This is a genomic window from Micromonospora sp. NPDC049139 (assembly GCF_055586845.1).
In genome coordinates, this window is sequence record NZ_JBVJHK010000013.1 from 116,968 (window position 1) to 130,986 (window position 14,019).

General features: G+C 72.5%; 12 protein-coding genes. 8 read left to right on the forward strand and 4 right to left on the reverse strand.

From position 1 onward, the window contains the following. The first annotated feature begins 46 nt into the window (after positions 1-46). The gene (locus tag ACZ6Q9_RS21660) at positions 47-1,246 is read left to right on the forward strand and encodes a citrate/2-methylcitrate synthase (protein ID WP_396830033.1); all 1,200 of its coding nucleotides are present in this window, start codon (positions 47-49) and stop codon (positions 1,244-1,246) included. 153 nt (positions 1,247-1,399) lie between these two features. On the opposite strand, the gene ACZ6Q9_RS21665 is transcribed toward ACZ6Q9_RS21660, so the two are convergent. Then, positions 1,400-1,810, reverse strand: a complete 411-nt coding sequence (locus ACZ6Q9_RS21665; protein ID WP_396830034.1) for a hypothetical protein — start codon at positions 1,808-1,810, stop codon at positions 1,400-1,402. 98 nt (positions 1,811-1,908) lie between these two features. On the opposite strand from ACZ6Q9_RS21665, the gene ACZ6Q9_RS21670 reads away from it, so the two are divergent. The 3 genes from ACZ6Q9_RS21670 (at position 1,909) to ACZ6Q9_RS21680 (ending at position 6,551) form a co-directional block, all read left to right on the forward strand. After that, positions 1,909-4,596, forward strand: a complete 2,688-nt coding sequence (locus tag ACZ6Q9_RS21670; RefSeq protein WP_396830035.1) for a helix-turn-helix transcriptional regulator — start codon at positions 1,909-1,911, stop codon at positions 4,594-4,596. A gap of 306 nt (positions 4,597-4,902) precedes the next feature. Next, a complete protein-coding gene (locus ACZ6Q9_RS21675; protein ID WP_396830036.1) occupies positions 4,903-5,928 on the forward strand; it encodes a sensor histidine kinase in 1,026 nt (341 codons plus the stop codon). After that, the gene (locus ACZ6Q9_RS21680) at positions 5,925-6,551 is read left to right on the forward strand and encodes a response regulator (RefSeq protein WP_393458424.1); all 627 of its coding nucleotides are present in this window, start codon (positions 5,925-5,927) and stop codon (positions 6,549-6,551) included. Before ACZ6Q9_RS21675 ends, ACZ6Q9_RS21680 begins: the two co-directional genes overlap by 4 nt. Before the next feature lie 106 nt (positions 6,552-6,657). Here ACZ6Q9_RS21680 and ACZ6Q9_RS21685 read toward each other — a convergent pair whose 3' ends face one another. Together ACZ6Q9_RS21685 and ACZ6Q9_RS21690 are read right to left on the reverse strand one after the other, a co-directional pair. Next, positions 6,658-8,427, reverse strand: a complete 1,770-nt coding sequence (locus tag ACZ6Q9_RS21685) for a DJ-1/PfpI family protein (protein ID WP_396830037.1) — start codon at positions 8,425-8,427, stop codon at positions 6,658-6,660. A 314-nt stretch (positions 8,428-8,741) separates the two neighbouring features. Next, a complete protein-coding gene (locus ACZ6Q9_RS21690; RefSeq protein WP_393458418.1) occupies positions 8,742-9,821 on the reverse strand; it encodes a helix-turn-helix domain-containing protein in 1,080 nt (359 codons plus the stop codon). Positions 9,822-9,932: 111 nt separating this feature from the next. On the opposite strand from ACZ6Q9_RS21690, the gene ACZ6Q9_RS21695 reads away from it, so the two are divergent. From ACZ6Q9_RS21695 to ACZ6Q9_RS21710, 4 genes are all read left to right on the forward strand, one after another. After that, a complete protein-coding gene (locus ACZ6Q9_RS21695; protein ID WP_393267208.1) occupies positions 9,933-10,094 on the forward strand; it encodes a hypothetical protein in 162 nt (53 codons plus the stop codon). After that, positions 10,084-10,593, forward strand: a complete 510-nt coding sequence (locus ACZ6Q9_RS21700; RefSeq protein ID WP_393458415.1) for a helix-turn-helix domain-containing protein — start codon at positions 10,084-10,086, stop codon at positions 10,591-10,593. The genes ACZ6Q9_RS21695 and ACZ6Q9_RS21700 overlap by 11 nt, the downstream gene beginning before the upstream one ends. A gap of 187 nt (positions 10,594-10,780) precedes the next feature. After that, positions 10,781-11,404, forward strand: a complete 624-nt coding sequence (locus ACZ6Q9_RS21705; protein ID WP_393458412.1) for a biotin transporter BioY — start codon at positions 10,781-10,783, stop codon at positions 11,402-11,404. Then, positions 11,404-12,855, forward strand: coding sequence for a nitronate monooxygenase (locus tag ACZ6Q9_RS21710; protein WP_393458409.1), 1,452 nt, complete (start codon positions 11,404-11,406; stop codon positions 12,853-12,855). The genes ACZ6Q9_RS21705 and ACZ6Q9_RS21710 overlap by 1 nt, the downstream gene beginning before the upstream one ends. Here the strand turns inward: ACZ6Q9_RS21710 and ACZ6Q9_RS21715 are convergent. Beyond that, positions 12,852-13,952 (reverse strand): acetylxylan esterase, encoded by a 1,101-nt coding sequence (locus ACZ6Q9_RS21715; protein WP_393458406.1) that lies wholly within the window; start codon positions 13,950-13,952, stop codon positions 12,852-12,854. The genes ACZ6Q9_RS21710 and ACZ6Q9_RS21715 overlap by 4 nt on opposite strands. Between the last annotated feature and the right edge of the window lie 67 nt (positions 13,953-14,019).

Below are 14,019 nucleotides of genomic sequence, written 5' to 3' on the forward strand. Positions count from 1 at the left end.
CCGGAGCCAGTCAACATTGATCCAGTCAACGTGAGACCATGACCACATGGCCGAGGAGCAACTGCTGACGACCGCCGAGGTGGCCCATCGCCTGCGCATCAAGCCGGAGACGATCTACGCGTACGTCAGCCGCGGGCTGCTCGCCAGGGTCAGGGTTCCCGGCGATCGGACCAGCCGCTTCCGGCTGGCCGACGTCGAGCGGCTGGCCGCCCGCACCCAGGCGACCCGGCCGGAACGCGATGCCGCGCCGGCGATGCGGACCGCCACCACGTTGATCGCGTACGGGCGGCTGCACTACCGGGGACTGGATGTCGCGAAGCTCGCGCCCGTGACGCCGTTCGAGGAGACCGCCCGGTGGCTCTGGACCGGCGAGCGGCGCCGGGAGACCTTTGTCGCGTCCGCCGAGACCCTCGAGACGGCGCGGCGGGCGAGCAGTCACCTGCCGGCCCAGGCCCGGCTCTTCGACCGGCTGCCGGTGATCGTCGCCGTGGCGGCCGCGATGGACCCGCTGCGCTTCGACCTGGCGCCCGCCACCGTGACGGCGCTCGCGCCCGCGCTGCTGTCCAACATGGTCGACGCGCTGCCCCTCGCGGGCGAGACGGCCGCCGACGACGCCCTGGCGACCCGGTTGTGGTCCCGGCTTACGGGTGCGCCGCCCTCCGGTGCGGGGCTCCGGGCGCTGAACGCCGCCCTCGTCCTGCTCGCCGACCACGACCTGGCCGCGTCGACCATCGCCGTACGCGTGGCCGCCTCGACCCGGGCGAACCCCTACGCGGCGGTGCTGGCGGGCCTCGGCGCGCTGGACGGGCCGATGCACGGAGCCGTCGGCGGCAGCGTCCACCGGATGATCGACGTGGCGCTGCGGGACGGGGCTCCGGCCGCGATCGCCGAGTGGCTGCGGACCGGCGCGCTGCCCGGGTTCGGGCACTCGCTGTACCCGGACGGCGACCCGCGCGGAGCCGCCCTGCTCGATCTCGTCGCGGACCTGCCGACCGGGGGCGAGCTGCGGCGGGCCGTCGACGGCCTGATCGCCACGGCGGCGCGGCGGGGCGCCCTGCCCAACGTCGACCTCGCTGTCGCCGCGTTGGCGCACGCGACCGGCATGGGGCCGGGCGCGGCGGAGGTGATCTTCGCGGTCGCGCGGACGGCGGGCTGGATCGCGCACATCGTCGAGGAGTACGCGCAGCCGAGCAACCGGTTCCGGTGGAGCAGCGGCTACACCGGGCCGCCACCGGAGTCGGCGTGAACTCCGACGTGTGGCAGCCTCCCTGCCCCCGCACGTTCCGAAGGCTGAGTCCCCGCTGACGCCGGCAGGGTGGCCGCCCGACGGGGCGGCCACCCTGCGCACGACCGATTCCCGCGGTCCCGGTCGCGGCTCGGGGCGATCCGGGGTGGTCGCTCAGCCGGCCCTGCGAAGACCGGCGAACTGCAGGACGGTGTAGCCGGCGACCACGACCGCCTGCACGATCACCAGCGCGGTACCCAGGCCGGTCAGCGGGAACCAACCGGCGACGAGCACCATCACGCTCGCCGCCACCCAGGCGACGTTGACACCCATCACCACACCCACAGCGGCCCTGGTCACCACGGGCCGGGAGGCGAGAACCAACAGGGCGGCCGCGTAGGCCACCAGGAACACCCCGGCCGGGTAGAGGAAGCCGGCGGGAAGGCCGAACATCTCCCCGAAGATCGCGGCGACGGCGACGTACACGACCCCGTTGCCGCCGGAGCCGATCGCGTCCTGCTTGAGGGCGAAACGGAGCAGTTTGGTGTCGGCGACGGTCTGGGCGGGACTGGTGACGGTGGTCATGTCGGAGGTCCGTTCGTAGTCGTGACGTGCTTGCGAGCACGACGCTACGGAGATCCACCCCGAGCCGAATCAGTCGTCGTGACGGTAGGTTCCTGACCGTGCTGCACGGACGAGCCCGGGAACAGGCGGACATCGAACGGCTGCTGGCGGAGGCCAGAACCGGCAGGAGCGGGGTGCTGGTCATCCGCGGCCCGGCGGGAATCGGCAAGTCGGCGCTCCTGGACCACGCCGCCGAACGGGCGGAGGGCATGCGGGTGCTGCGCGGCGTCGGTGTCCAGTCCGAGGCCACGCTGCCCTTCGCCGCACTCCACCTGCTCCTGCGTGCCGGGCTCGACCGGATCCCGGCACTGCCTGACGCGCAGGCCGCCGCGCTCCGCGGCGCCCTCGGGTTGGGTGACCCCGCCCCGGAGAACCGGTTCCTGGTCGGGTTGGCCACCCTGAGCCTCCTCGCCGACCTCGCCGGAGACGGCGCGCTGCTCTGCCTCGTCGACGACGCACAGTGGTTCGACCAGGCCTCCGCCGACGCGCTGCTGTTCGCCGCCCGCCGCCTCGAAGCCGAAGGCGTCGTCATGATCTTCGCCGCCCGCGCGGGATTTCCTGCCACGGGGCTGCCCGAACTCCGGCTGGGCGGGCTGGATGCCGTGGCCGCTGCCGCCCTGCTTCCGCCCGATCTTCCACCGCAGGTGCGGGAGCGCCTCATCGAGGAGTCCGGCGGCAACCCTCTGGCGCTCGTCGAACTGCCCGCCGCGCTCACCGCCGAACAGCGGGCGGGACGACTGCCGCCGGTGGGTGCGATGCCGGTCGTCGACCGGGTCCAGGAAGCGTTCCACGCACGGATAGCCGCGCTCGCCGAGCCGGCGCGGACCGCGTTGCTGATCGCGGCGGCGGACGGCTCGGGTGAGCTTGCGACCCTGGTGGGTGCGGGTGCCTCCCTCCACGGCCTGGAGGAGGCCGAGCGGAGTCGGCTGATCGAGATCAGGGGCGCGACCGTGGGATTCCGCCATCCCCTAATCAGGGCCGCCGCCTACCAGAGCGCGCCGGTCACCCGGCGTCTCGCCGTACATCGAGCCCTCGCCGACGCCCTCACCCGCTCGGCCGCCGTGGACGCGGCCGACCGGCGGACGTGGCACCTGGCCGCCGCCACGCTCGGCCCTGACGAGGACGTCGCCCGGGAGTTGGAGGGGGCGGCGGAACGGGCGCGTACCCGTGGCGGCCACGCCGCGATCGCGACCGCCTACGAGCGGGCCGCCGAGCTCACCGCCGACCCGGTGCGACGATCCGAACGGCTGGCCGCCGCCGCGCTGGCCGCCAGTGACGCGGGTCTGACGGGTCGCGCCGCCGCGCTCGCCGACCGGGCGACCCCTGAGGTGGACGACCCGGACATGATCGCCGCGCTGGTCCAGGTGCGCGCGCATCGGGAGTTCGAGTTGGGCACACCGCTCGCGGCGGGCCGGATCATCCTGGACAACCTCCCTCGCGTGGCCCCCCGCTCCACCGAGCGGGCCACCTGGTTGCTGGTGGAGGCCATCCGCTGCGCCTGGTTCGCCGGTGACGCCCGACTGGCGGAGGAGGCCGCGGCGAGTCTCCGCGCGCTTCCCGAGATCGGGTCACCGCTGGTCGGTGCGGCGCTCGGGCTGAGCCGCCTGTTGGGCGGTGACGTCGGCGGCGGGATCACGCTCATGGGCGAGGCCGTCGACGCACACGCACGTGCGGGGCTGGGGGTGCCGGGACTGACCTTCACCGCCGCTGTCTGCCTTCCGCTGGGCCGCGCCGCCCTCTGTGAGGAGATCACCGCTCGGGTCGTGGCGGACTGCCAGAAGAACGGGATGATCGGCTGGCTCGCCTTCGCGCTCAACGACCACGGACTCGCGCAGGGGTGGCTCGGCCGGTACGGCGAGGCCATGACGTCCCTGAACGCGGGGCTGCGGCTGGCGGCGGATCTGGGCCACCAGCCTCGGGTCAGCCACCTCACGTGTTCGCTCGCCTGGGTGCTCGCGCACCAGGGGAACGTCGAAGAGTGCCGCACGAAGGCCGAAGAGGGCATAGCGGGAGCCGGCGAGCGGGGGCTGGTCCTCGCGGCGGACATCGGACGCTGGGCACTCGGCGTGCTGGAGTTCGGCCTGGGGCGTCCGGCCGCCGCCCTGCGGCAGTTGGCGGCCATCCCCTCGGCGGGGATCGCCCTCCTCAGCGCCGCGGACCAGGTGGAGGCAGCCGTCCGCAGCGGCGCACCGGAGCGGGCGAAGGAGCCGCTCGCCCGGTTGCTGGCCTGGGCCCGGCAGGCCCGCCAGCCGTCGTCGGACGCGATCGCCCTGCGGTGCCGCGCCCTCGTCGAGGAGAACGAGGCGCACTTCGCGCACGCCGTACAGCTTCACCAGCAGGACGTTCAGCCGTACCAGCAGGCGAGGACGCAGCTCGCCTACGGCGAGTGGCTGCGGCGGGCACGGCGGCGGGCGGACGCCCGCACGCAACTGCGCGACGCGCTGGACACCTTCGACCGGCTCGGCGCGCAGCTGTGGGCCGAGCGGGCTCGCGCGGAGCTGCGCGCGACGGGGGACGTGCCGGCGGCGCCACGCAAGGCCGACGATCCGCTCAGCGTGCTGACTCCCCAGGAACGCCAGGTCGTGCGGCTGGCCGCCACCGGCGCTTCCAACCGTGACATCGCCGCCCGGCTCTTCCTCAGCCCGCGGACCGTCGGCTACCACCTCTACAAGGCGTTTCCCAAGCTGGGTATCACCTCGCGGGCCCAACTGGCTGCCATCGCCGGGTCGTCGTCGGCGCTCGGCTGAGGTCCTGACGATCAGGCTTCCTCGGCATCGTGCAGGGCATGGCGGCCGGTGGCGACGGGTAGGCCGATCGACGGACAGCCGACGTCGGGCGAGTGGCGGTCCCGTGGGCCTTGACGGCCGGCGATGATGGAGGCCATGGTAGTGCGCGGCGTCGTCAACGCCCGACCCAGCCTGCAAGGCGCCGGCGGGCGCCTCGGTCGGCTCTGGGACGCGTACTTCGCGGGGGTCCTGTTGCTCACCCTCGTCGTCGTCGCGGTCGCCGACGCGCCCGGTGCCGGCCGGCTGCAGGCCGAGGGCGCCGTCGCCGTGATCGCCGTGCTGCACCTGACGTTCGGGCGCCGGCTCATCGCCGCGAGCACGACGGGCTGGCGCCTGGTCGCCTACCTGGCTGCGCTGCTCGCCGCGTTCGAGGTGGCACTACTGGGCGCGACGCCGAGCAGCTTTGTCCTCTTCCTGCTCTGCCCGCTGATGTTCCTGCTGCTGCCGCCCTACCCGGCGATCGTGCTGTGCGTCGTCGTCAACGCCATGCCGGCGGTCGTCGTGATCCAGAACGAGGGTGTCACCTCCCACGTGCGGATCCACTTCATCCCGATGGCGGTCGGCGGCGCGCTGCTCTCCGGTGGTCTCGGCCTGTGGATCCACGCGGTTGTCCGGCGTAGCCGCGAGCGCGCCGAGCTCATCGAGCAGTTGCGTGACAGCCGCGCCGAGGTCGCCCGCCTGTCCCGCGAGGCCGGTGTGACCGCGGAGCGCACCCGGCTCGCCGGCGAGATCCACGACACGCTCGCCCAGGGCTTCACGAGCATCATCACGCTGCTTCAGGCCGCGGACACGGATCTGGACAAGAACCCCGCTGCGGTACGTCGCCGACTGGATCTCGCCGTCCGCACAGCCCGCGAGAACCTGGCCGAGTCGCGGGCGATGGTCGCTACCCTGACGCCGCCCGCGCTCGGTGCCGGTACTCTCGAACAGGCGCTCCGTGGGCTCGTCGTCCGCCTCCGCGAGGAGACCGGGATCGAAGCGGAGCACGACACCGAGGGCGCCGTGCGACCGTTGCCGACCGCCGTCGAGGTCGTGCTGGTGCGGGCGGCCCAGGAGTTGCTCACCAACGTCCGCCGACACGCTGAGGCGTCGCGAGTTACGCTCCTGCTGTCGTACGCCGAGAGGGCCGTCTGCCTTGTCGTCACCGACGACGGCCGGGGCTTCGACCCCGGCGGGCCGTCCGGCGGCTTCGGGCTCGCGGGCATTCGCGCCCGCGCCGATCAGGTCAACGGTGCGCTCGACATCCATGTCGGACCGGAGGGCACGCGGATCCAGCTGGAGGTGCCGGCGTGATCACCATCCTGCTCGTAGACGACCATCCGGTGGTCCGGGACGGTCTGCGCGGGATGATCGAGGCTGAGGACGACCTCGCCGTGGTCGGCGAGGCGGCGTCGGGTGAAGAGGCCGTCGCGCTCGCGGCTGAGGCGACGCCCGACATCGTGCTGATGGATCTGCGCATGCCAGGGCTCGACGGGGTCGGTGCGACCGAGCGGATCCTCGCGGGCCCGGGCGGCGCGAGGGTGGTGGTGCTGACGACGTACGAGTCCGACACGGACATCGTCCGCGCCGTCTCGGCGGGCGCGGCCGGCTATCTGCTCAAGGACGCGTCCCGCGCCGAGTTGGCGGCGGCGATCCGGGCGGCCGCCCGTGGCGAGACCGTCCTCGCGCCTTCGGTGGCGTCGAGGCTCGTGCAGCAGGTCCGCACCCCGGCGGGCCCGGGCCTGTCGGCGCGTGAGATCGAGGTGTTGCGCCTGGTCAGCCAGGGTCTGACGAACGCGGAGATCGGCCGGGCCCTGTTCATCTCCGAGGCGACCGTCAAGACCCACATGTACCGGGTGTTCAGCAAGCTCGACGTGGCCGACCGAACCGCGGCGGTCACGACCGCGATGGCGCGCGGTTTCCTGGCCAGCCCGTAGGCTTTGTCTCGCCCCCTTCCAGGCCACCGCCGCGAGTCGCTGGTCTTCCGAGGTCAGGTCGTCGCGGTGCGACGCCCGAGAGCGCCGCACCGCGACGAGGAAGGCGTCAGGCCGTCAGGGACGGTTCACTCGACGTCGACGGACGGACGTGCCGTTCTCGGCGTCGGCGGTCCGCCCACGGCCGGGCGACGCACAGCGCGACCAGGCCGAGCACGAGGCCAACCAGGGCCAGTACGAGCGGGCGCACAGTCGTCGCCCAAGGCCAGGAGGGGCCAGCCAGATCCAGCTCCCCGGCCGGGTACTCGAGCAACTTCGCGCGCCAGGCGGCGGTCGGAACATCGGTGGTGGCGGCCACGTCGCGTAGGACGGCGCCGAACGCGAAGCCGCCGTCACGGTGCGGATATTCCGGGGTCAGGCCGGTCGCGGCCGCCACGGCCAGCACGTCGCCGCCGGAGTGGGCGGCCGCGTTGACCCCGGGGACCAGCAGGCGGTCGAGTGCGGGCCGGTCGACCACGCTCTCCCGCGGTACGAAGGTCAGCCCGTGACGCGAGCGGACGGGCGAGTGGGTGAGGCCGACCGTGACGGTGCGGGCGGCATACGTGGCCTCGGTGTAGGAGCCGAACACGGACGCCAACTCCACCTCGCCGACCCCGTCGGTCAGCAGCACGCCGACCCGGGGCACGTCCCAGCGGAAGGCCAGATTGAGCCCCGCCACCGCGTCGCCGGGACCGAACCGCTGCACGGGCAGCGGCGCCGGAGAACCGGGGACGTAGTGCGTCCAGCCGACGGCCGTCGCGGCGGCACGGGCCCTGTCGGTGCCCAGGAACCGTTCGACCACCCGCAGCGTTCCGTCCACGCCGGACAGCACGCCGGCCGTACTGACGACGGCGCCGTCATCGACGTACCGGACGCCGTTCCGCCAGGACACCGACGGATGGGACCTTTTCAGCCCGCCGAGGTGGAACCAGTGCGAGGTGGCTTCGTGCCCGTCGAGGATTCCGGCCGCCGCGGCTACCCTCGCGCCGTAGCAGACGCTCAGTGTCACCGCGCCTCGGCCGGCCTGACCGCGCAGCCAGGCGAGCACGGCGGGCTCCGACGCGTCGGGCATCGCGGGCACCACGACCACGTCGGCGGGGCGGCCGTCCAGCCGTGCGTCGAGGTCGGCGAAGCTGAGGTCGGGCAGCAGGTCCAACCCGCCCGTCAGCGGTACGGGGCTTCGTGCCGGTGCGACCGTGTAGACGTTGAAGGCGTCGGTCGCGGCGAGAACCTCGTACGGCGCGAGGGCGTCGGCCACGTTGGCGCCCCTGGTACCCACGACGACGGCCGCGGTCGGCTTGGCGGGGTCGTGGGACGGAGACGGAGCGGGTCTGAGATCGGAGCGGGCCGAGGCCGGCGCGTAGACGCTGCTCGCGTTGGACCGCGCGACCACGGCACCGACCAGCAGCGGCGGCAGCACAGCTGCCACCACGAGCACACCGACCCGGATGAGCCGGGTGGGAAGCGGGTGCGCGTGGGTGTACTCGGACCGGCGGCGCAGCATCACGAGCGTCATCGCCGGCAGCATCAACAGGTGGCCGAGCGACATCAGTGCCCCGCCATCGAGCATGCCCGCCGCGTAGGGGAACAGCAGCAGCAGGAAGGGCGCGTACATCGCGCCGCACATCTCCGTGATGGCGCGCCAGCCATGCCGCCGCACGCGCATCCATGCCGCCATTCCGACCGACATGTTGGTGGCCATCACGAGCGCGTGTGCGGCCGGTCGCCCGTGCAGACCGGGCCACGCGGCGTTCCATACGGGACTGAGCAGGAGCATCCCGGCCGTCATCGCGACGACCATCTCAACGAGGTGCCGGAGGAATCTCAGGGTCGGTTTCATCACGTCTCCGATCGGCCTGCGGTTACAGGTCGATCGTCGCGGGATGGAGGTGTCGGCCGGGACGGCCGCGAGACCGACGGCGGCTGTCAGTCGACCGATGGACACGCTGTCGTCGCCGTACGTGTGGCGGCGTCGACCCGGGGCGATCCCCCTACGCGCTGCTGGCTGGCCTCGGCATGCTGGACGGGGCCGATGCATGGCGCGGTGGGCAGCAGCGTCGTCGGGCGCGGACAGTCGCCCGGGGTCGCAGACTCGGATGGATCCCGCCGGACGATGCGCCCAGAACTTACAACGAGGGGTCGTGTTCTGGTGGTTCAGTGTCGCTGTCGGGCGGCCTTCTCGATTTCGCGGAGAACGAGGCCGAGGGTTTGCGAGCGGCGGTTGGTCGGTAGTGCTGCCCATGCGCGTCGGGCGTGTGCCAGTCCGCCGGGTCCGTCGCCGGCTTTGGCCATCATGAGGGCGCGGTGGAGTTCGATGTGGGTGGCGAAGCGGGTCAGCGAGGTGGGCCGGAGGCGGTCGGCGTCGGTCTGGGCCTGTTCGCCGGGTTGGATCAGCCCGAGGCGGGCGTAGAGCATGGATCGGAAGGTCGCCATGCGCCAGGCGGGTACGGCGGCGTCGGAGATTTCGCCGTCGGGTGAGGCGGTGTGGTCGAAGACCCGTTGGGCGTCTTCGTCGGCGGCGATGGCTGCGGCGGTGTCGCCTCGTCCGGCGGCGACGTGTGCGCGGGCCATCAGTGCTTGGAGCCGGCCGAGTGACGGGCGGTCGGACAAGGCGATGGCTTCGTCCGCGTAGCGCTGTGCGACGGGGAGTGCGGCGCCCTCGTAGGCCAGGGCGATGGCGGCTCGGCCGCGTACCCAGACACGGACGGCGAGGTCGTCGGAGCGGTCGGCGGCGACTCGGGCGGTGTGGTACCAGCCGATCGCCTCGGTCGGGTCCTTGGTCGTCTTGCCGTAGGTGGTCAGGGCGCGGGCAGCGGTGGCCCACATGGTCGGGCTGTCGAGTTGCTGTTGCATGACGACGAGGTCGCTCGCGAGCCGTGTTTGCAGGGAGTCCGCGCCGATCTCCATGTAGTCACGGCCGTACTGGTCGACGCGGTCGCGCCAGCGGTCGGCGCTGTCGCGGTGGCCGGCTAATGCGGCGGTGAAGCCGTTGCGGATCAACTCGTTGGCGGCGATCGGGCCGATGGTGGCGGCGGCGAGGAGGTCTCTGCGTCTCACGTCCGCTTCTCCCAACGCTCGCGCGTATGCGAGCACGATGTCTGGCGTCGCGGTCCGGCGTCCCGCTTCGACGTTGCTGAGGTGCGAGGCCGAATAGCAGGTACGGGTCGCGATGGAGGCCAGGGTCACGCCTGCCTCAATCCGAGCCTGCCTCAATTGCGCACCGAGGTCATCCATCAGATCCCCTGTGAAAGGTCCTGAAAGCATCGAGGTGCTTCCGAGCGTAGTCGCGCGGTCACCAGAGTAGATCCCACATGAGGCAGGAGCGGAAGCACTGCGGAGGCAGGGATGAGCGACAACACCGCAGGCGACGGGATTGGCGAGCGGACCCAGGCAGCGGAGCAGGAGGCGGCCAAGAAGCGGATTCTGGAGCAGGCCGAGGCTGAGCGCATACCGGTCGAGGAAACGACTCGGGCTGTGCCGGATCGGCGGTGGCGTCGTGACCGGTGATTCGGTTCCGATCGGTCGGCGCGTCGCGTACCTGCGGGCACGGCGCAAGCTGTCGCAGCAGTCATTCGCGGATCGGCTGGGGAAATCCAAGAGCTGGGTGGACAAGGTCGAGCGCGGGGTGCGGTCCTTGGAGCGGGTGTCGACAATCCGGGACATTGCCGCGATTCTTCGGGTCGAGACCGCGACACTGCTCGGACGTGATGCTCAGCCCGCCGAGCTGGCCGAGCGTACGGAAGGAATCTCCCGGATTCGGGCGGCCCTGTCCACGTACGGGATGGCGTTCGGTCAACCGGTTGCTTGCCGGGACGCGTCACCTGACCAGTTGAGCCGGGCGGTGGGGCACGCGTGGAGCACCCAGCAACCATGCCACCGAACCGGCCCGAGAAGCGCCTCAGCAGGCCGCTTGACCTCGCATCGAGCCCGATCCGACCCGCTCGCCGACAGTGGCGAAGCGGTCAGCGAGGCGGACCGGAGGCGGTCGTGGCGCTCGGCGAGCTGAGGGCGACGGCAACCGAGGGCGGGACCTACGGCCCTGCCGTATCGAGTTGATGCGCCGCAGGATTCGCACAGCGCGTCCGTCGCTGCCGGTCTGGTCGCCGCGCGGCGGCGCGTCCCGGTCGTGACAGGACGAGCGGGCTGGAAAACGGCGCCCGCGCGAGCTGGACGCGGCGGCAGGAGGGACGAGGATGGCCGAAGTCGTGGCAGGTGCGGCGGTGTACCGCCGCAACCCGGGAGTGCTGGCGGATCTGTGGGGCCGATCCGTTCCGCGTGACGTGGTCCTGGTCGTCGGCGCTATCGCCATGACGGGGGCCGCGGCACAGATCGCGCTCCCGGTGCCGGGGTCACCGGTGCCGATCACCGGGCAGACCTTCGCCGTTCTGCTCGCCGGGGCGGCGCTGGGACCGACCCGCGGGGCGGTCAGCATGCTGCTGTACGTCGCAGCCGGCGGATTCGGCCTACCGTGGTTCGCCGGCGGCGCGTCCGGGTTCGGCACCGCCACTCTCGGCTACCTGCTGGGCTTCGTGCTCGCCGCCGCGCTCGTCGGCCGGCTCGCCCTGGCTGGCGCGGACCGACGGCCGTGGCGCACCATCGGCATGATGGCGGCCGGCAACACGCTGATCTACCTGGTCGGCGTGCCGTGGCTGGCCGTCGCGACGGGTGTGGGCCTGCCCAGAGCGCTTGCCTTGGGATTTGTTCCCTACCTGATCGGGGACGTGCTCAAGGCGGTGCTGGCGGCCGGTCTGCTGCCCGGGGCCTGGCGGCTACGGCAACAGTTGCTCACACGCGGCACCAACCGGCGGGACCGTTGATGGCCGGCGAGACGGCTCCGGCCGTCATCCAGGGCGGCATGGGGGTCGGCATCTCCGGTTGGCGGCTGGCGCGGGCGGTGGCGGCCACCGGGCAGCTCGGTGTGGTCTCTGGCGTCGCCCTCGACGCCCTGCTGGCCCGGCGCCTGCAGCGCGGCGACGACGGCGGTCACATCCGTCGGGCTCTCGGCCATTTCCCGGTCCCGGCCGTGGCGCAACGGATACTGGACCGGTACTTCGTGCCCGGTGGGCGGCCCGAAGACGAGCCGTTCCGGCCGGTGCCGCGGCTGCGGCTGCGGCCCGGGCACCACGGGCAGGAACTGTCGGTGGTCGCCAACTTTGTCGAGGTCTTCCTGGCAAAGGAAGGCCACGACGGCCCGGTCGGGGTGAACTACCTGGAGAAGATCCAGCTGGCCACGCCAGCGGCGGTGTACGGCGCCATGCTGGCCGGCGTCGACTATGTGCTGATGGGCGCCGGGTTGCCCACCGAGATACCGCGCCTGCTCGACGCCCTGGCCGCCGGCGTCCCGGCGCGGCTGTCGGTCGCGGTGGACGCCGCCGCGCCCGGCGAGCAGCACCAGCTCGCCTTCGACCCGCGGGACCTGTTCGGCGAGGCGTCCCAACCGCTGCGGCGGCCGCGGCTGCTGGCCATCGTGTCGTCCGCCACGCTGGCCGCCTACCTGGCCCGCGATGAGAGGACCCGTCCGGACGGCTTCGTGCTGGAGAGCCCGGCCGCCGGCGGGCACAGCGTCCGGCCCCGCGGCCCGCTGACGCTCAGTGTCGACGGCGAGCCCGTGTATGGGCCGCGGGACCGCTTGGACGTGGCGAAGGTGGCCAACCTGGGTCTGCCGTTCTGGCTGGCCGGCGGGCAGACCGGCCCGGAGCGGCTGAGCGCCGCCCGGGCCACGGGCGCCGCGGGGGTGCAGGTAGGGACCGCGTTCGCGCTGTGCCGCGAATCGGGCCTCGACCCGGCCATCCGACGACGGATGCTGCGGGACGCGGCCCGCAACGCGCTCGTCGTACGCAACCATGCCACGGCCTCCCCGACGGGGTTCCCGTTCAAGCTGGTTCACCTGCCCGGCACCGCAGCCGACGAGCAGGTCTACGCCGACCGGCCACGCCACTGCGATCTGGGATACCTGCGTACGCCGTACCGCCGCCCGGACGGCAGGGTCGGATACCGCTGCCCCGCGGAACCGGTCGACGAGTACGTACGCAAGGGCGGGTCGGTCGACGACACGGTAGGCAGCCGGTGTCTGTGCAACGGGCTGGTCGCCACCGTAGGGCTCGGTCAGCGGCGGCCGGACGGCTACGTCGAGCCACCGCTGGTGACGCTCGGGCAAGACCTGGCCTTCCTCCCGCACCTGACTCGCCGAGGTGACGACTACACCGCCGCCGACGTCATCGCGTATCTGCTCGGTCCGACGGCACCGGGTAACCAGATCCCAAGCTAAGGCCTGTCGCCGAGGTGCTGTCCGAAGAAGCGCTGGCTCGCCGCGACGAGTTCCTCGTACTCGGTCTGGCTGTCGGCGTGCGGGAAGTGCCCAGCGGTCAGCACGTGTAGCTCGCGCGGCCCGGCCAGGCCGTTGTGCACGGCGAACTGGCCCGGCGGCGGCACGGCGGGGTCGAAGAGGGCGGGCGCGACCAGTGTCGGGATGCGCAGCCTCGTCGCGGCCGTGGCGGCGTCGAAGTATCGCAGGACCTGCGTCACTTCGGGGTGTTCACGGTGGTGTGCGCGGACGGACTCACCGCTGCCCACACAGGGGAGGGTGAGCCGCAGCGGGTGGTTGCCGAACGTGGGTACGGTCAACCGGGCTGCGGCGAAGCGGTCGTCCCAGGGGAGGGCCAGGGCACCGATGCCGCCGCCGAAGCTCTCGCCGAGATAGCCCAGGCGCGGGCCAGCGGGCAGGTCGAGACTCGGCACCAGTTGCAGCAGCGCCGACGCCGCGCACCACAGGTCGGCGACGCAGTCTCCGATGACGTACCGGTCACGCGAGTCGATGCCGTGCAGCACGTGCCCGTCGGCGTGGTCGGGTATGTCCGGCAGCAGGCTGCGCGCGCCCATGCCCCGTACGCAGGGAAGGATCGCCGCCGACCGAGGCAACGGCAGTGGTACCGAGGGGCCTGGCTCCTGGCGTCCGCCATACCCGTGGCCGATGACGAACCCGTGCTCGACGCCGCTGACGGTCGCGGTCGGCCCCGCCGACTCGGCAGGCAGCACGAGCCACCCGCCGATGCGGACGCCGCCCACGGACGAGTAGGTGACTCCGAAGATCCGTACGCCGTCGCGTTCCTCTTCCAGGGGGCCGATGACGGGATCCGTCGCGACCTGCCGCGCGGCGTCGTATCGAGCGCGCCAGAACTCGTCGAAGTCGGCGGGTGCGGCTGGCGCCGGGATGCGGAGCAACTGGTCGAGGCGGTGACCGTAGCTCGGGTCGAAGGGAAAGTCGTGGTCGAGCCGAACGGCGGCACGTTGGCGGGCGTCGGTGTGCCGGGCGCCGTCCGGTACGTGCGGTGGCGCCGGTTCGATGTTCTGGCGTTCGTGCCGCACAGGTCTCCGTCCAGATCGCAACCTCTGGTGGATGGGCCCGCCGTGATCCGGCGGGCCCGTCCATCGC